The following is a 17,402-nucleotide window of genomic DNA, read 5'->3' on the forward strand; positions in this document are numbered from 1 at the left end:
TGCAGAAAGGCAGACGCGTGCGAGCGGGGTCACATGGATGCGGGCCCCGGCGTACAGCCCTCAGCGCGGCGTTGGACTGTACCCCAATTCGTACGACAGTTTCTCGGCGCACGCGCGCAGCGCGGTATCCACGGCGCCGTTCCAGGCGATATCGAACGCCCCTTCGTGACCGAGCGCGATGAGTCCCAGCGCGAGTTCGCCGCTCGCGTCGAACACGGGGGTGCAGAACGCGTGGATGGTCGGCAGCAACATGCCTTCCACGCGGGCGGCACCATGCTCGCGAACTTCCGCGAGCGCCTGTTCGAGCGCTTCGGCTGTACGCGGTGTCGAGCCGTACGAGTAGTGCTGCGCGCCCGAGAGTTCGCGCTCGATCATCGGGGCCGTCTTGCTGCGCGGCAGGTAGGCGGCGAATAGCAGGCCCGTGGCGGAACTGAGCATCGGCATGACGTCGCCGAGCTTGAGCGACGCTTTTGCGGGGTGGCTCGACTCCAGCCAGTGCACGACGGTCGGCCCCTGGTTGCCCCACACGGCGATGCCCACGGTGATGTCGAGCACGTCGCGCAATTCGGTGAGCGCGAGGCGCGCGAGCTTGACGCCGTCCACGCGCGCGAGACGCGCGAGGCCAAGCTGCAACGCGAAGCCGCCCAGTTCGTAGCGTCCCGAGAGCGGGTCCTGCGCGACCACGCCGAGGCGCATGAAGCTCACGAGATAGCGGTGCGCCTTCGCCGGGCTCATGCCCGCGCGCTGCGCGAGGTCGCGCAGCATCATCGCGCGCGGCTCGCTGGTGAGCACTTCGAGCAGGCGAAAACCCACTTCGATCGACTGGATGCCCGAGCGCAGTTTTTCTTCGCCGGCTTCGGCGCCTTCCGCGGCGTCTGCGGTGTCGAGGGTGTCGGCGAGATCTTCGGCGTTCGGGGCGTCTGGGGCGCTCGCGCGCGGCGAGGCGGATCGGACGGTTGGCGGCATGGATGCGTTGTGGTGTTCAAACGTACGGCAACTGTACGGCAACTGAGGGCATGCGGCGCACCCGCTTGGGTCACGCCGATTCACCATCGTAGAATACATTTCCCTTATCGTCACTCACGTCTGATTCCATGAAACTTGCCACGCTGAAGGACGGCACCCGCGACGGGCAACTGATCGTCGTTTCCCGCGACCTGCGCAGCGCCGCCATCGCCGACACGATCGCCCCCACGCTGCAGCGCGCGCTCGACGACTGGCGCTTCTACGCGCCGCAGCTCGCCGAGCTGTACGACGCGCTCAACTACGGGCGCGCGCGCAACGCGTTCAGCTTCGACGCGCGCGATTGCATGGCGCCGCTGCCGCGTGCGTACCAATGGGCGGATGGCTCGTCGTACGTGAATCACGTCGAACTCGTGCGGCGCGCGCGCGGCGCCGAGATGCCCGCCGAATTCTGGACCGACCCGCTCATGTACCAGGGCGGCAGCGACGACTTCATCGGGCCTTGCGACGACATCGTGTGCGCATCCGAGGCGTTCGGCATCGACTTCGAGGCCGAAGTCGCCGTCGTGACCGGCGACGTGCCGATGGGCGCGAGCCCCGACGAAGCGCTGCGGGCCGTGCGGCTCGTCACGCTCGTCAACGACGTCTCGCTGCGCAACCTCATTCCCGCAGAACTCGCGAAGGGCTTTGGCTTTTTCCAGAGCAAGCCGGCCAGCGCGTTCGCACCGGTCATGGTCACGCCCGACGAACTCGGCGAGCACTGGCGCGAAGGGCGCGTGCACCTGCCGCTCATCGTGCACTGGAACGGCAAGAAGGTCGGCCAGCCCGATGCCGGCACGGACATGGTGTTCCACTTCGGCCAGCTGATCGCGCACGCTGCGAAAACCCGCAATCTGCGCGCGGGCGCCATCGTGGGTTCGGGCACGGTCTCGAACAAGGACGCAAAGCGCGGCTACTGCTGCATTGCCGAGAAGCGCTGCCTCGAAATGATCGAAAGCGGACAGGCGAGCACCGAGTTCATGAAGTTCGGCGACAGCGTGAAGATCGAGATGCTCGACGAAGCGGGCAAGTCGATTTTCGGCGCGATCGATCAGGCTGTGGCGTCGCTCCACGGCGAGCCATGACACCCAGGCGCTGAAGGGTTTCGCCGGATGCCGCGCGCCACGCGTGCGGCTACACTGGCGAACGCCCTTTTTCTGCGAGTGCATCGGGCAGGTCAGTCAAGGTACGAGCCGTAGAAGCACGCAGCATCCGAACGTAAAACGACAAGGAGACACCGTGAACGCTTCTCGCCCCAGCCGTCTTGCTGTACGCATCGCCTCGCTTTTCAGTATCTGTGCGCCCACGCTTGCGCTCGCGCAGGTCAAGATCGGCCTCGTGCTTTCGCTCACGGGTCCGGCCGCCTCGCTCGGCATTCCCGCGCGCGACACCGCCGCGATGTTCCCCACCGAGATCGCGGGCCAGAAAGTCCAGTACATCGTGCTCGACGACGCCTCGGACACGACCCAGGCCGTGCAGGACACGAAGAAGCTCATCGACGAACAGCATGTCGACGCGATCATCGGCTCGTCGATCACACCCAACTCGCTCGCGATGCTCGACGTGATCGCGCAGGGCGAGACGCCCACCATTTCGCTCGCTTCGTCGGCGAAGATCATCGAGCCCGTCGACGACAAGCGCCACTGGATGTTCAAGACGCCGCAAACCGACGCGATGATGGCCGGCGCGATCATGGAGCACGCAGCCGCCCACAACGTGAAGACGCTCGCCTATATCGGCCAGGCCGACGCGCTCGGCGAGACGTTCTATGCCGAGATCGCGAAGGCCGCGCAGCAGCACGACATCAAGCTCGTCGCGAACGAGCGCTTCAATCGCACGGATCCGGGCGTGACGGGGCAGGTGCTCAAGATCGTCGCGGCGCATCCCGATGCGGTCGTGGTGGGCGCGGCCGGCACGCCCGCCGCGCTGCCGCCCAAGGCGCTCAAGGAGCGCGGCTACAAGGGCGTCGTCTATCACAACCACGGCGTGGGCAACCGCGACTTCCTGCGCGTGTGCGGCGCCGACTGCAACGGCACCTTCCTGCCCGCAAGCCCGGTACTCGTGGCCGCGCAACTGCCCGAGGACCAGCCCGGCCGGCGCCTCGCGCTCGACTATATTTCGCGTTATGAAGCACGCAACGGCGCGGGCACCGTGTCGGCGTTCGGCGCGTATACATGGGACGCGGGGCTCTTGCTGCAGAACGCGATACCCGTTGCGCTCAAGTCGGCTGCGCCCGGCACGCCCGCGTTTCGCCACGCGCTGCGCGACGCACTCGAGGCGACGCACGGGCAGCATGACACCAACGGCGTCGTCAACATGAGCGCCACCGATCACCTCGGCCTCGACGCGCGAGCGCGCGTGATGGTCGAGATCCGAGATGGCAAGTGGGCGTATCAGCCGCATTGATGAGCCGCACTGCCAGTGCTTTCACGTAATCAGCAATCCGAAGTAAGGGAGGTCCGCCCATGAACGATCCTTTTTACGCCCGCTATCACGCTCTGCGCGTGCGGCGGCACGAGCACGGCATCGTCGAGATCGTGATGAGCGGCGAGGGCGCGAACAAGAGCGGCCTCGCGACCGCCGACGCCAACATGCACCGCGAACTCGCCGAGATCTGGCGCGACGTGGACCGAGATCCCGACGCGCGCGTTGCCGTGATTCGCGGCGAAGGCAAGGGCTTTTCGGCGGGCGGCGACCTGCAACTCGTCGAGGACATGGCCACGCATTTCGACGTGCGCGCGCGCGTGTGGCGCGAGGCGCGCGACCTCGTCTACAACGTGATCAACTGCGGCAAGCCGATCGTCTCGGCCATGCACGGTCCGGCGGTGGGCGCGGGGCTCGTCGCGGGACTGCTGGCCGACATTTCCATCGCCACGAAAACGGCGCGCATCATCGATGGCCATACGCGTCTGGGCGTCGCGGCGGGGGACCACGCGGCGATCGTGTGGCCGCTGTTGTGCGGCATGGCGAAGGCGAAGTACTACCTGCTGCTGTGCGAGCCGGTGAGCGGCGAGGAGGCGGAGCGCATCGGCCTCGTCTCGCTCGCCGTGGACGAGAACGACCTGCTGCCGAAGGCGTTCGAAGTGGCGAAGCGCCTCGCCAGCGGTTCGCAAACCGCGGTGCGCTGGACCAAGTACGCGCTCAACAACTGGCTGCGCATGGCGGGGCCGACCTTCGACACGTCGCTTGCGCTCGAATTCATGGGCTTCGCGGGACCCGACGTGCGCGAGGGCGTGCAGTCGCTGCGCGAGCGGCGCGCGCCGGAGTTTCCGGGCGGCGATCCATTCTGATGTGCGCTTTCTGCCGATTTCTGCTTTTACGCGCGCTATCATCGAAGAGATCGTTTCGTGCCGCCCACGCGCGCGCATTTGACCACCTATCTATGCGAGGGAGTACCGCATGACCGACTCAGCAGGCACCATGCCGCCGTTCCCGGGCTTTCCAGGCTTTCCGCCCGCCGAAATGCTCGACCAGATGTGGGGGATGATGCGCCTCACGCCGTTCGGGGGCGCGTTTGCGGGCGGCGAGCCGGGCGTGGCGCAAGCCTTTGGCCCGCCGCTTTCGATGATGTCCGACATGATGACGCCGCTCACCAACATCGAGGAGCTCGACAAGCGCATCACCGATCTGCGCGCCGTCGAGCAGTGGCTCAAGCTCAATCTCGGCATGTTGCAGTCCGCCATCCAGGCGCTCGAAGTGCAGCGCGCCACGCTTTCCACGCTGCGTGCGTTCGGCGCGTTCGCGCAGGCGCAGATGACCCCGACGCACGCCGAATCCGAAGCGCCGAGAGCGGGCGCCGCGCGCGAGCGGGCCGCCGAGCCGCAGGCCGCGAACGCAGGTGCTGCGGCCGAGGGCGCGGCAGCCGCGCCGCCGGGCTTCGACGCGGGTTCGTGGTGGAATCTCGTGCAAGCGCAGTTCAACCAGCTCGCGCAATTCGCGATGGCGCAGCCCGCCGCCGCGGCGCAGGCCGCGCAAGCGGCCGCCGAAGCGGTGAGCGAGGCGCAGGCGAAGACCGAAACCGCCACGGCGAAACGCAGCACCACCGCCCGGCGGAGCAGCAACGCTGGCGGCGGCAATGGCAACAACGGCGGCGCGGGCCGCAGCGCGCCGCGCGGCGCGAAAAAGGCACCGGCGCAGCCGGAATAAGGCGCACCGCGCGACGTCACGTCACGAAGAAGCGCCCCGCGGGACGCAGCAGAAGGGCAACAGAAGGCCAACTGCGGGGCAAAAGCGAAACCACGACGGGGAGCGTCGGCATCATGCGGCTAGCGCTCGTGATGATGGGCGGCGGCGCGCGGGCGGCCTACCAGGCCGGCGCCTTGCGCGCGCTTGCCGAGCTGGCCGGCCAGGCCGAGCCGGCGCGCCGCGCCATGCCCTTCACGGTGATCTGCGGCACCTCGGCGGGCGCAATCAACGCCACCTCGATCGCGAGCCACGCCGACCAGTTCGCGCACGGCGCGGCGCGCCTCGTCGATGTCTGGTCGGACATGCGCGCAAGCCAGATTTATCGCACCGACTGGCCCGGCGTCGCCGCCGCGGGCGCGCGCTGGCTCGCCGCGCTCGCATTCGGCTGGGCTGCATCGAGCGTGGGCGCGCGCGCCGCGCCGCGCACCTTGTTCGACAGCACGCCGCTCGCGCGGATGCTCCCGCACGCGCTCAATTTCCATCGCATCGAGCAGATGCTCGACGAGCGGCTGCTCTACGCGCTCGCCGTCACGGCACTCAGCTATTCGTCGGGGCGGCACGTCACGTTCTATCAGGCGTGCGAGCCGATTACCGCGTGGCGGCGCGCGCAACGCACCGCGCGCATGGTCGCGCTCACCCCCGCGCATCTGCTCGCCTCGGCGGCGATTCCATTCGTGTTCCCGGCCGTGCGTCTCGAACTCGACGGCCGTCACGAATATTTCGGCGACGGCTCGGTCCGGCAGATCGCGCCGCTCTCGCCGGCCATCCACTTCGGCGCGCAGCGCATCGTCGTGCTGGGCGCCGCGGCGCCCACGCCGGAAGTGCCCGCGGCGCGCCCCGACATCGACCGCTATCCGACGCTCGCGCAGATCGGCCAGCAGGTGCTCGCAAGCGTGTTCCTCGACTCGCTCGGCGCCGATATCGAGCGCATCGAGCACGTGAACCGCATGGTGCTGCAACTGCCGCATACGGTGGAGCCGGAAAGCGGCTGGCGGCATGTCGAGGTGCTCGCGATCGCGCCGAGCGAGCGCATCGAGCTGATCGCCGCGCGCCATTTGCAGCAGTTGCCGCGCTCCGTGCGCATGCTGCTGGGTGCGATGGGCGGCAACCGCGCTTCGGGTGCGGCGTTTGCGAGTTATTTGCTTTTCGAGCGTGAATTCACGCGTGAGTTGATCGAGCTGGGTTACCGCGACACGCTCGCGCAAAGGGATGTTCTCTTAACTTGGCTCAAAGCTCCGACAGACGGCGCGATCAACGATTTTGCGGCGTGGCGGAACTGAAACACTGGCATGCTATTATTGTGTAAGGTTTTTCTGGTCATTTGTGGGAGTTGCGGGCGGCGTAGCGGCGCTTCGCCGCGCAGGTTCCACGGCCTTGACGGGCGGGATGCCCATTGGAAAATCAGCCAGCAAGGTGTGTCAAAAAGACGTCGAACGTAGGGCGCTAGAGTGCGACATTGTGTCGCATAGGCCCGCGGCGATGGCTCGCACGCCTCGCGGGTATCGGTGGTGATCAGCGGTATCAGGCGGCCGGGTTCGAGGAACGGAGCAGCTACCCAGAATCCACGACGGCGCCTTCATTCCGGTTAGCTGGATTGTCGTGGGGCAACGCGTGTTGCGTTCGCCGGTCTGCGATTGCGTCCAGAGGGCCGGATACCGCGTAAAATTAAATGCTTTTTGCCTGCGCGGCCGCGTTGTATGCGGGCACGCGGCACGCTACGAATTCGTCATGCGCGCGTTTTGCGCAGATCAGGGGCGGGACTATGAACACGATGCTTTATCCGGAACTTTACAAATCGCTCGAATCGGTCCGATGGGACATGGAAAAGGACATTCCCTGGGACAAGTTCGATGCGTCGCTCCTTACCGATGAGCAGGCCGCGACCATCAAGATGAACGCGATCACCGAATGGTCGGCGCTGCCGGCCACGGAAATGTTCCTGCGCGACAACCACCACGACAGCGACTTTTCGGCGTTCATGAGCGTGTGGTTCTTCGAGGAGCAAAAGCATTCGCTCGTGCTCATGGAATACCTGCGCCGCTTCAAGCCGGAAATGGTGCCGACCGAAGAAGAGCTGCACGCCGTGCGCTTCGAGTTCGATCCGGCGCCGCCGCTCGAAACGCTCATGCTGCACTTCTGCGGCGAAATCCGCCTGAACCACTGGTATCGCCGTGCCGCCGAATGGCACACGGAGCCGGTCATCAAGGCCATCTACGAAACGATTTCGCGCGACGAAGCGCGCCACGGCGGCGCTTACCTGCGTTACATGAAGAAGGCGCTCAACAATTTCGGCGACGTCGCCCGCGCGGCGTTTGCGAAGATCGGCGTGCTGATGGCTTCGGCGCGCCGCACCGAAAAGCCGCTGCACCCGACGAACCTGCACGTGAACCAGGCGCTGTTCCCGCGCGACACCGTGCAGTCGCGCCTGCCCGACCCGGAATGGCTCGAGCGTTGGCTCGACGAGCAGATCCGCTTCGACGACGGCTGGGAAAAGAAGGTGATCGAGCGTATTCTGCACAACCTCTCGATCCTGTTCGAGCGCACGTTCACCACGGCACAGGAACTGAACCGCTATCGCAAGGAAGTGGTGCAGCGCCTGCAGGCCGAGCAAGGTACGCAACAGCCGGCCTGACGCGCCGGGACATCTCGCGTGCGCGTCTTCGTGGCGCGCCGCGACCGGGACGGCCCGAAGCGCTCCTCGCGTGACGGGCCGTTTTCATTGGCGCGTTTGTCGATGACTTGCTCGATTCGATCCGCGCCCATTTTTTATCCGAGCCTCATTCCATGCCCGCTTCCTTCGAACGCAAGATCACGACCCGCGAGGCGCTCGCGCAACTGCGCGCCTCGCTGCCCGGCCCTGTGGTGTTCACCAATGGCGTCTTCGACATCCTGCATCGCGGACACGTCACCTATCTCGCCGATGCGAAGGCGCTGGGCGCCACGCTGATCGTCGGCGTGAACAGCGACGCTTCGGTGAAGAGGCTCGGCAAGGGCGACGACCGCCCCATCAACAACGAGAACGACCGCATGGCGCTGCTGGCGGCGCTGGAGAGTGTGGACTGGGTCGTGCAGTTCGGTCAGCAAACGCCCGTCGAGCTGATCGGGGCCGTGCGTCCGGACATTCTCGTGAAGGGCGGCGACTACGACATGGACGCGCTGCCCGAGTCGGCGCTGGTGCGCGGCTGGGGCGGGCGCGCGCTCGCGATCGCCTTCGAACACGACCGCTCCACGACGAAGCTGCTGCAGAAAGTGCGCGCGCAGGAAGGATCGAAGTAAGTTTCGACCTACGTCCGCCCCGTGCGGCGGACGATGCAGAACCGGCCGAAGGCCGGGCCGCCCAACGCTTGGGCGCGCCCGATCTCCGGCCGGTTGCGTTTGAAGCGCCGATTACTGCGTGAGGGTCGACGCCTGCACCGCCGGATCCGCCACCGGGCCGCCGACGGTCGGCACGTCCGCCGATTCGGACGGCCGGATCGCCTTCACCACGAGCCGCTCGGGGTGGATCTGCCGGTTCAGGTGCTGGGTTTCGCGCGTACCCGACGAGGGTGTCGGGCCAAACACGCCGCCAATGGCCGCAAAGGCGAGCCCGTTGGCGAGAATCAGAATGGCGATCAGCCAGCGCAGCATCGTGTGAAGCTCCTTCGAAATCGTTCGTTCAGTTTCAGGGCCAGATGTTAGCGGTGCGTGGGGCGCGCGCCTCAGGACTGTGCCGCGATGAGCGCCAGGCCCGACAGCACCAGTGCATCGTGGCGAGTATGCGGCACCTTGAGCGCCGCTGTCACTTCGGCCGCCGCGCCGCCGCTCACCACGAGCCGCACCGGCATTCTCCACGCATCCTGCAGATCGGACCAGGCGCGCTCGATGAGCGCGGCCTGCGCGAGCGCACAGCCCGCCGAGATCGAGCTTCGCGTGTCGGTGGCGAAGGCGATGCCCGGGTGGGCAGCATTCGCCATGCCGCCGGCGACCACGGGCAGCTGCGCGGTGTGCTCGCCGAGCGAGCGCATCATGAGCGTGAAGCCCGGCGCGATCATGCCGCCGACGAACGCGCCGTCGGCGCGCAGTGCTTCGAGCGTGGTGGCGGTGCCGAATGTCGCGATCAGGAGCGGCTCGTCCGGATACGCGGCGTGCGCGCCGATCATGCCGGCCCAGCGGTCGCTGCCGAGCGTATCGGGCGTGGCATAGCTGTTCGTCACGCCGCACTGCTGCGCGCAGGCCCGCACCACGGTGCGCGACAGACCGGGCCAGTGCGCCTCCACCAGCGCGTCGAGGCGTTCGCCGACTCCTGCGCCCGCGACGTTCGAGATCCACGCGCCGGCGGGCCGCGGCAGCGTCGCCCATTCTTCGCTTCCGGCTTCACCGGCGGCGGGCGTGGATTGCGCGCCGTCGTCGCGCACATGATCCATCGTTCCCGCATGCAGGCGCGACCCGTCGGGCGCGACGAGCGCCCATTTGATCCGGCTGTTGCCTGCGTCGATCAGGAGGGAAGGGCCGCGGCTCATGCGCCGCTGTCCGCGAGCCGCAGGGACACGTCGCCGGCCGTGACGGTCTCGCGCCCGTTCGGCGTATCGACGAGTAACTGGCCGCGCTCGTCCACGCCTGCCGCCGTGCCGCGCAGCAATTCCTTCCCTTGCTCGTAGATCGCGACCTCGCGGCCCGCGTACGCGTGGCACGCGTTCCAGCGCGCCTGGAAGGGCGCAAAGCCCGCCGTGCCGAAGCGTTGCAGTGCCGCTTCGAGTGCGTTCAACTCGGCGGCGAGCGTGTCGGTGAGGTTGGCGTTCGGCCACGCGCGCGAAAGCGCCGTGGGCGTCGTGCCGGGCACGACCGCCGCGCTGCCGGCGGCGGCGTTGAGCGCCTCGACTTTGGCGGCGAGCGCATCCTCGCCGCGCACGTTCGTGCCGATGCCGATCACGACCGCCGTGGCGTCGGCGGTGGTCCAGGCTGTCTCGACGAGGATGCCCACCAGCTTGTCGCCTTCGAGCAGCACGTCATTGGGCCACTTGAGCGCAATCTGTCCGGGCGCGGTCACGGGCAGCGTGCGCAGGCCGTCCACCAGCGCCGAGCCGATGGCGAGGCTCAAGCCCGCAAGCCCTTCGATCGGGCGCGGCAGCACGCAGCCGATCGAGAACAGCAGCGCATCGCCGGGCTGCGCGACCCAGGTGCGGCCGCGCCGGCCCCGGCCGGCCGTCTGCAGATAGGCCACGCGCACGATCGGGCGCGCGAGCGCGTCGCGCTTTTGCGGCAGCGCCTTCAGGCGCGCCATGAGGTCGGCGTTGGTCGAGCCGGTTTCCTCGACGATCTCGATTGGCCAGTCGTTGGCGGCCGGGCCGAACAGCGTGATCGCGCGGTTGCGGTCGATGCGCCAGTCGCCGGCGCTCGAAGTCTCGGGGGTGGGGGGCGTCGCATTCATGTCTCATATTGTAGTGGCTGGGGCGCGGGCAGCAGTCCGCAACGCTGGCTTTGACCCGAAATGTGGGCAATCCACATGTCACCCACAGGCGGCCCACAGGTTATCCACGGAATCGTCCACAGGGTCGAGGGTGTCCGAAGGTGGCAACCGCACCGCCGGTTGCCGCGCAATTTGCTTACTCTTTAGGCAATTCACAGGTCGCCCACAGGCAGTCCACAAGTTATCCAGAGAGTTGCCCACAGTTCGCCTCGGGTCTGAGCGCCGGCCGTGCGCTTTCGGACCGACGAAACGGGGCGCGTTCGCTACAATGTTTGCTCACCCCGTCCGTCGAGTGCTTACCCTTGAATCAAGACACGCCGCCCGGCCTTGAAGTCTCGGCCGGCACCCACGGAAAGACCGTGCGCCTGTCTGGCCAGTGGACAGCGCTCGCGCTCGCGCGCGACCGCGACCAGGGCGGTGCCGCGCGCCGTCTGCGCGAGATCGCCGAAGAGCGCATCGGCGAATGGGACCTCTCGGGCGTGGAGCGCATGGACCACGTGGGCGGCCAGGCGCTCTGGCGCGTCTGGGGCCACAAGCTGCCGGCCGATCTTGTCGACCTCACGCAAACGCAGCGCGACATCTTCGAGCGCATCGCGCTGCTCGACTCCGTGCGCGAGCCGGCGGAGCGCATCGTGCGCGTCGATCCGGTCACGCAGCTCGGCCTCGCGATCTTCTCGTTCTTCGACCACCTGTACGGCGGCATTGCCATGTTCGGGCGCGTGATCCTCGATCTGCTGCTCGTGGTGCGCAAGCCCAAGGTCACGCCCTGGATCGAGATTTCGGCGAACATTTACAACGCCGGCGCGCGCGCGCTGCCCATCACGGCGCTCGTCGCGTTTCTGATCGGCATCGTGCTGTCGTACCTTTCGGCGCAGCAATTGCGCCTCTTCGGCGCGAACCAGTTCATCGTCAACATCCTCGGCCTCGCGGTGATCCGCGAACTCGGGCCCGTGCTCTCGGCGATTCTCGTGGCGGGGCGCTCGGGCTCGGCCATCACCGCGCAGATCGGCGTGATGCGCGTGACCGAAGAACTCGACGCCATGCGCGTGATGGGCATCTCGCACGGCCTGCGCCTCATCCTGCCGCGCGTGATCGCGCTCGGCGTCGCCATGCCGCTGCTCGTGATCTGGACCGACATCATTGCGTTGCTAGGCGGCGCGATCGCGGCGAAGATCGTGCTAGGTATCGACATTTCGTGGTTCATGCGCTCGATGCCCAGCGTCGTGCCGATCGCCAACGTGTGGATCGGCCTCGGCAAAGGAGTGGCGTTCGGCATGCTGGTGGCGATCGTGGGCTGTCACTTCGGCTTTCGCATCAAGGCGAATTCGCAGAGCCTGGGCGAGGGCACGACCACATCGGTCGTCACGTCGATCACGATCGTGATCCTTGCCGACGCCGTATTCGCGATCCTGTTCCAGAACGTGGGGCTTTCATGAGCACGACTGGCACGACGGTTACGACGATCGAGACGAAAACGACCGGCACGATCACCACGCCGCTCAAGGAGGTCGCGCAGGATCTGCCGCTGCCGACTATCGGCGAGCCGGTGATCGAGGTCCACAACCTCTCGAAGCGCTACGGGCGCAACATCGTCCATCAGCATCTGAACCTGGAAATTTGCCGCGGCGAGATCGTCACGCTGGTGGGCGGCTCGGGCTCGGGCAAGACCACGCTCGTGCGCCAGATCCTCGGGCTCGAGAAGCCGACCTCGGGCTCCATCAAGATGTTCGGCGAGAACATTTCGACCATCGACCCCGAGCACGCCCGCCTCATGCGCACGCGCACCGGCATGCTGTTCCAGCAAGGCGCGCTGTTCTCGTCGCTCACGGTGTTCGACAACATCGCCCAGCCCGTGCGCGAGCTCGGCAAGGTGCCGGCCGCCCTGCTGCGCGACATCGTGATGCTCAAGCTCGAAATGGTCGGGCTGCCCTGCAAGCACGCCTCGAAAATGCCGGCCGCGCTGTCGGGCGGCATGATCAAGCGCGTGGGCCTCGCGCGCGCGATCGTGCTGGAGCCGGAGCTGCTTTTTCTCGACGAGCCCACGGCCGGGCTCGACCCGCGCTCCTCCGACGAAGTGGTGGACCTCATCAGCACGCTGCACCGGGCGTTGGGGCTCACCGTGGTGCTCGTCACGCACGACCTCGACGCCATGGTCGCGCTCTCCACGCGCGTGGCCGTGCTGGCCGAGCGCCGGGTGCTCGTGGCGGCGCCCGTGGAGGAGGCGGCGAGCGTCGATCATCCGTTCATCCGAGAGTACTTTCTGGGCATGCGCGGTCGCCGCGCGCTCCAGGCGCTGCCGCCCGAGCGGCGCGCGAAGCTGCCGCCGGCGGCGCTCGCTCCGGCAGCCGTGGGGTACAAGCCGTGGTAGGGCCTGCGCACGCCTATATCCGGCTTGACCGGCTCAACCGGCGCGCCGCGGCCGCCAAAGAAGGAATCTGACGATGGAAAACAAACCGCATGCGTTCTGGGCGGGCATGTTCACGATAGGCCTGCTCATCGTGATCGCGCTTGTCGTCATCTTCTTCAGCGCCGACCGCTCTGTGCGCGTGCCGTACGACCTCATTTCGCGCTCGAGCGTGACGGGCCTCTATCCGGACGCGGCGGTGCGTTTTCGCGGTATCGACGTGGGCAAGGTGCAGTCGATCAAGTTCGATACCCAGCATCCGGGCCAGATCCGCATTCGCATTCTCGTCGACCAGAAGGCGCCGATGACGCGCTCCACCTTCGGCTCGCTCGCGCTGCAGGGCGTGACGGGCATCGCGTTCGTGCAGCTCGACGACAATGGCATCGACCTCTCGCCGCTGCATTCATCGCAGGCGCGCGTGGCCGAGCTGCCGCTGCGCCCGGGCCTGCTCGACCAGCTCCAGCGCCGAGGCGAAGCACTCATGCGCAAGCTCGACAACATTGCTGGCGACATCGACGCAATGCTCTCCGAGGACAACCGCAAACAGGTGATGCAGGCCGTGAACAGCCTGCAGCAGGCCGCGAGCAGCGTGAACGTGCTCGCCGAGCAGCTCCAGCCTGCCACGAAGCAGCTGCCGGGCGCGGTGACGGAGCTGCAGCACACGCTGCAGTCGACCAACACGCTCATCACGAGCATGAACCGCCCGGACGGCCCGTTCCAGACCAACCTCAACAAGGCCGGCACGGCGGCGGCCCAGGCGGGCGCGGCGCTCACCTCGATCGACGTCTCGATCCAGGACCTGTCGGCGCGCGTGGGCTACGACACGCTGCCACGCGTCGACTCGCTCACCGACGACGTGCGCTCGGCCATGCGCTCCGTGGACCGTGCGGCGGGCACTTTCAGCACGAGCCCGCGCAGCGTGCTGTTCGGCGGCGCGCCGCAGCCGGCGCCCGGGCCCGGCGAGCCGGGCTTTGCGTGGCCGGCCGCTGCGGGGACGAAGTAGGCGGCGCCACCGCCTTGGCGACACCATTCGATGTACTTTCGCGAGGCGCATGCGCCGCGCGCCAAAGAAGGAAACGCAATGTCACGCACATCACGCCTGCCACGATCGATGCAACGCGCCGCAACCGCCGGCTCGGCCTGGCTGGCGGCGCTCGCGCTCGGTGCGCTCCTCGCCGCCTGCGCGGGCGGTCCGTCTTCGATCAACGAGGCTCGCTACGACCTCGGGCTGCAGTCGTCGCAGGAAGCGCAGGGCGCGCAGGCCGGCCCGGCAGTGGCTGGCGTACCGGGTGCCAGGCCGCTGCTGAAGGTGCTGGCGGTAAGCGCGCCGCCGCCGCTCGATAACGACGGCATCCTCTACCGGATGAATTTCGACTCGCAGCGCACGGCGCGCTACGCGAACAGCCGCTGGACGATGTCGCCCGCGCGGCTGCTCACGGAACACCTGCGCACGTCGCTCGGCGCGCACGCGACGGTGCTCGCGGGCGGCGACGCCGTGCAGGCGCCGATGCTCAAGGTCGAACTGTACGAGTTCGAGCAGGTGTTCGAGAGCCCGACGCAAAGCGCGGGCGTGCTGGCTGCGCGCGCAACGCTCATGCAGGGCGGCAAGGTGCTGGCGCAGCGCTCGTTCGCCACGCGCGCGCCGGCGCCCACGCCGGATGCCGCGGGCGGCGTGCGCGCGCTGCAGGCGGCCAGCGACGATTTCGCCAATCAGCTGGGCGCGTGGCTGAGCACGCAGTCGTTCGCGGGCACGCCTTGAGGGACATGGACAGGCGTCGCGCGATAACAGTGCGCGGCGCGGCATTGGGGGCAAGGGCGGGATAGCGGATGATCGAAGCGGGACGGCTCCGGCTGCGCGCCCCGCAAGGCGGGCGGCGCGGGATGGACGGCGACGAGGGTGGCCAAACCGGTGGTCAAGACAGCGGCCAGGGCGCTGGCGACGAACGCGGTGCGATCGCCAGCGGCGACACGCCCGCGCCCGCGTCAGCATCGGCATCGCCAGCCGCCGCACGCGAGCCGCTGCTGCGCCAGGCCTCGACGCTCTCGCGTCAGGCGCTCGCGCTTTACACGGCGCTGATCGTCTACGGCTCGTGGTATCCGTTCACCGGCTGGCGCTCGCTCGGCCTCAGTCCCTTCGCCTATCTCGGCGATCCGTGGCCGCGCTACTGGACGGTATTCGACATCGTCACCAACGTGCTCGGCTACATGCCGTTCGGCGCGCTCGTCGTGCTCGCCGCGTGGCCGCGCTGGCGTGGTTTTCTCGCGGTGCTGCTCGCCGCCATTGCGGGCACGCTGCTCTCGGGCGTCATGGAGGCCGTGCAGACCTGGCTGCCCACGCGCGTCGCGTCCAATCTCGATCTCGCCTCGAATGCGCTCGGCGCCTTGCTCGGCGCGCTCGTGGCGGCGCCCGCCACCGGCGCGCTGCTCGAGCGCGGCTTCCTGCGCCGCCTGCGCTTTCGCTGGTTCGAGCGCGACGCGGCCGTGCTGATGGTGCTTGCGGCGCTCTGGCCGTTCGCGACGATGTACCCCACGCCGCGCCTCTTCGGCCTCGGCGAGTGGGCGCGCGCGCTCTGGCAGCGCCTCGACGGCTCGATGCAGGACGCCGTGCTCGCCTGGACGCCCGCCGCCTGGCATCTGCGTTCGCTGCCCGACATGCTCGCCGCGCGCCTGCCCGATAGCGGCTGGGAAGCGATCGTCACGACGCTGAACCTGTTCGGCGCGGCGGCGTTCGCGACGCTCCCCATGCGCTCGCGGGCGCCGCGCGCGCGGCTCGTCATCGCGCTGATCGTGGTGACGCTCGTCGTCAAGGTAGGCGCGACCTTTCTGCAGTCGCAAAGCGGCCTCATCTTCGACTGGGCGACGCCGGGGGCGCTCGCGGGCCTCGTGTGGGGCACGCTGCTCGCGTTTCTCGCCTTGCGCCTGCCGCGCGCCGTGCGCGCAGCGGCGGCGACGCTCGCGCTCGCGGTGGCCCTCGTGTTCGTGAACGTGTTGCCCGTGAACCCGTACTTCGACGTCGTGCTCGCGGACTGGCGGCAGGGCCGCTACCTGCACTTCAACGGCCTCGCGCGCTGGCTCGCATGGACGTGGCCCTGGGCCGCGCTCGCGTGGACGGCGTTCTCGCTCGAACGCGCGTGGCTCGTGCGGCGCGCGCGCCGCGCCGCGAAGCGCGCTCGCCACGCTCGGTGAGGGCGCGCGGCGCTCGCCTGAGCGTTCACGCCGCGCTCGTTATAATCGACCGGATCGCCGCGCAGCCACGCTCGCGCGCCACGCAATCTATTGCCGCCAAGGCGGGCCACACGCTTTCAGCAAGCCTGCGCTCGCTGCACGACACTCACCGGTGCCCCACGCCATGACCGATTCGTTCTACAAGTACCACGTCTTTTTCTGCCTGAACCAGCGCGACCCCGGCGCGGACCGCCCGAGCTGCGCGAATTGCAACGCACAAGCCATGCAGGAGTACGCGAAGAAGCGCGTGAAGCAGCTGGGTCTTGCCGGCCCGGGCCAGGTGCGCATCAACAAGGCGGGCTGCCTCGACCGCTGCGAGGAGGGCCCGACCGTCGTCGTGTACCCGGAAGGCACGTGGTACACGTACATCGACGAGAGCGACATCGACGAAATCGTGGTCTCGCATCTGCAGAACGGCCAGGTGGTCGAGCGCCTGAAGATCGATCGCTGATCGACCCCGATGCACGGCCTCAAAGTACCCGTAAGGACTGCCGCACGATGAACGCCCAGACACAAAAATTCCAGATCGACGGTCCCGTCGGCAAGATCGAATGCGCGCTCGACGTGCCCGACGCCGGCACGACGCCGCGCGGCATTGCGCTCGTCGCGCATCCGCACCCGCTCTTTGGCGGCACGATGGACAACAAGGTCGCGCAAACGCTCGCGCGCACGCTCGTGCAGCTCGGCTACACGACCTATCGCTCGAACTTTCGCGGCGTGGGCGAAACGGCGGGCACGCACGACAACGGCATCGGCGAACAGGACGACCTGCTCGAACTCATCGCTTACATGCGCGCGCAACCGGGCCAGGCCGACGTGCCGCTCGTGCTCGCGGGCTTTTCGTTCGGCACCTTCGTGCTCTCGCACGTCGCGAAGCGATATCTCGAAGCGGGCGGCGCGATCGAGCGCATGGTGTTCGTCGGGACTGCCGCGAGCCGTTGGGAAGTCGCGCCCGTGCGCGACGACACGCTCGTGATCCACGGCGAACTCGACGACACCGTGCCCATTCTCTCGGTGTACGAATGGGCGCGTCCGCAGGAATTGCCCATCGTCGTGATTCCGGGGGCAGAACATTTCCTGCACCGCAAGCTGCATATCCTGAAGCGCATCATCGTCGAAGCGTGGCGCTGATGTGTCGGG

The 17,402-nt window shown here is 67.8% G+C and carries 18 protein-coding genes; 14 read left to right on the plus strand and 4 right to left on the minus strand.

Annotation, left to right across the window (positions count from 1 at the left end; genetic code table 11):
* Positions 1–60: 60 nt before the first annotated feature.
* On the minus strand, positions 61–1,080 hold the full coding sequence (locus tag A3CW_RS0100315; RefSeq protein ID WP_407669671.1) for an IclR family transcriptional regulator: 1,020 nt from the start codon (positions 1,078–1,080) through the stop codon (positions 61–63).
* A gap of 14 nt (positions 1,081–1,094) precedes the next feature.
* Here A3CW_RS0100315 and A3CW_RS0100320 point away from each other — a divergent pair, with 14 nt between their 5' ends.
* The 7 genes from A3CW_RS0100320 to rfaE2 all read left to right on the plus strand — a co-directional run bounded on the left by A3CW_RS0100320 (position 1,095) and on the right by rfaE2 (position 8,463).
* Positions 1,095–2,087, plus strand: coding sequence for a fumarylacetoacetate hydrolase family protein (locus tag A3CW_RS0100320; protein ID WP_028201774.1), 993 nt, complete (start codon positions 1,095–1,097; stop codon positions 2,085–2,087).
* A gap of 190 nt (positions 2,088–2,277) precedes the next feature.
* Positions 2,278–3,408, plus strand: coding sequence for an ABC transporter substrate-binding protein (locus A3CW_RS44725; protein WP_245623520.1), 1,131 nt, complete (start codon positions 2,278–2,280; stop codon positions 3,406–3,408).
* Between the two features lie 59 nt (positions 3,409–3,467).
* Positions 3,468–4,292 carry an enoyl-CoA hydratase/isomerase family protein gene (locus A3CW_RS0100330; protein WP_028201775.1) on the plus strand — a complete coding sequence of 275 codons (825 nt, stop codon included), beginning with the start codon at positions 3,468–3,470 and terminating at the stop codon, positions 4,290–4,292.
* 109 nt (positions 4,293–4,401) lie between these two features.
* A complete protein-coding gene (locus A3CW_RS44730; protein ID WP_245623504.1) occupies positions 4,402–5,148 on the plus strand; it encodes a PhaM family polyhydroxyalkanoate granule multifunctional regulatory protein in 747 nt (248 codons plus the stop codon).
* A gap of 113 nt (positions 5,149–5,261) precedes the next feature.
* Complete coding sequence (locus A3CW_RS0100340) at positions 5,262–6,467, plus strand: patatin-like phospholipase family protein (protein WP_028201776.1); 1,206 nt, start codon at positions 5,262–5,264, stop codon at positions 6,465–6,467.
* A 482-nt stretch (positions 6,468–6,949) separates the two neighbouring features.
* On the plus strand, positions 6,950–7,819 hold the full coding sequence (locus tag A3CW_RS0100345) for a ferritin family protein (protein WP_028201777.1): 870 nt from the start codon (positions 6,950–6,952) through the stop codon (positions 7,817–7,819).
* Between the two features lie 152 nt (positions 7,820–7,971).
* A complete protein-coding gene (gene rfaE2 / locus A3CW_RS0100350; protein ID WP_028201778.1) occupies positions 7,972–8,463 on the plus strand; it encodes a D-glycero-beta-D-manno-heptose 1-phosphate adenylyltransferase in 492 nt (163 codons plus the stop codon).
* A 111-nt stretch (positions 8,464–8,574) separates the two neighbouring features.
* Here rfaE2 and A3CW_RS0100355 read toward each other — a convergent pair whose 3' ends face one another.
* The 3 genes from A3CW_RS0100355 to A3CW_RS0100365 all read right to left on the minus strand — a co-directional run bounded on the left by A3CW_RS0100355 (position 8,575) and on the right by A3CW_RS0100365 (position 10,594).
* Positions 8,575–8,814 carry a hypothetical protein gene (locus tag A3CW_RS0100355; RefSeq protein ID WP_028201779.1) on the minus strand — a complete coding sequence of 80 codons (240 nt, stop codon included), beginning with the start codon at positions 8,812–8,814 and terminating at the stop codon, positions 8,575–8,577.
* Positions 8,815–8,885: 71 nt separating this feature from the next.
* Positions 8,886–9,686: a type III pantothenate kinase gene (locus A3CW_RS0100360; protein ID WP_028201780.1), complete on the minus strand. Its 801-nt coding sequence runs from the start codon at positions 9,684–9,686 to the stop codon at positions 8,886–8,888.
* Positions 9,683–10,594, minus strand: a complete 912-nt coding sequence (locus A3CW_RS0100365) for a biotin--[acetyl-CoA-carboxylase] ligase (RefSeq protein ID WP_028201781.1) — start codon at positions 10,592–10,594, stop codon at positions 9,683–9,685. The genes A3CW_RS0100360 and A3CW_RS0100365 overlap by 4 nt, the downstream gene beginning before the upstream one ends.
* 341 nt (positions 10,595–10,935) lie before the next feature.
* Between A3CW_RS0100365 and A3CW_RS0100370 the strand changes: the two genes are divergently transcribed.
* From A3CW_RS0100370 to A3CW_RS0100400, 7 genes are all read left to right on the plus strand, one after another.
* On the plus strand, positions 10,936–12,069 hold the full coding sequence (locus A3CW_RS0100370; protein WP_028201782.1) for an MlaE family ABC transporter permease: 1,134 nt from the start codon (positions 10,936–10,938) through the stop codon (positions 12,067–12,069).
* Positions 12,070–12,119: 50 nt separating this feature from the next.
* Positions 12,120–13,001 carry an ABC transporter ATP-binding protein gene (locus A3CW_RS0100375; protein WP_028201783.1) on the plus strand — a complete coding sequence of 294 codons (882 nt, stop codon included), beginning with the start codon at positions 12,120–12,122 and terminating at the stop codon, positions 12,999–13,001.
* Between the two features lie 73 nt (positions 13,002–13,074).
* Positions 13,075–14,040: an MlaD family protein gene (locus A3CW_RS0100380; protein WP_028201784.1), complete on the plus strand. Its 966-nt coding sequence runs from the start codon at positions 13,075–13,077 to the stop codon at positions 14,038–14,040.
* A gap of 78 nt (positions 14,041–14,118) precedes the next feature.
* A complete protein-coding gene (locus tag A3CW_RS0100385) occupies positions 14,119–14,796 on the plus strand; it encodes an ABC-type transport auxiliary lipoprotein family protein (protein ID WP_051481158.1) in 678 nt (225 codons plus the stop codon).
* Positions 14,797–14,864: 68 nt separating this feature from the next.
* On the plus strand, positions 14,865–16,223 hold the full coding sequence (locus A3CW_RS0100390; RefSeq protein WP_245623505.1) for a VanZ family protein: 1,359 nt from the start codon (positions 14,865–14,867) through the stop codon (positions 16,221–16,223).
* Between the two features lie 163 nt (positions 16,224–16,386).
* On the plus strand, positions 16,387–16,713 hold the full coding sequence (locus tag A3CW_RS0100395; protein WP_028201787.1) for a (2Fe-2S) ferredoxin domain-containing protein: 327 nt from the start codon (positions 16,387–16,389) through the stop codon (positions 16,711–16,713).
* Positions 16,714–16,760: 47 nt separating this feature from the next.
* Positions 16,761–17,393: an alpha/beta hydrolase gene (locus A3CW_RS0100400; RefSeq protein WP_028201788.1), complete on the plus strand. Its 633-nt coding sequence runs from the start codon at positions 16,761–16,763 to the stop codon at positions 17,391–17,393.
* The last annotated feature ends 9 nt before the right edge of the window (positions 17,394–17,402 follow it).

It is taken from the genome of Paraburkholderia nodosa DSM 21604 (assembly GCF_000519185.1).
GTDB lineage: Bacteria > Pseudomonadota > Gammaproteobacteria > Burkholderiales > Burkholderiaceae > Paraburkholderia > Paraburkholderia nodosa.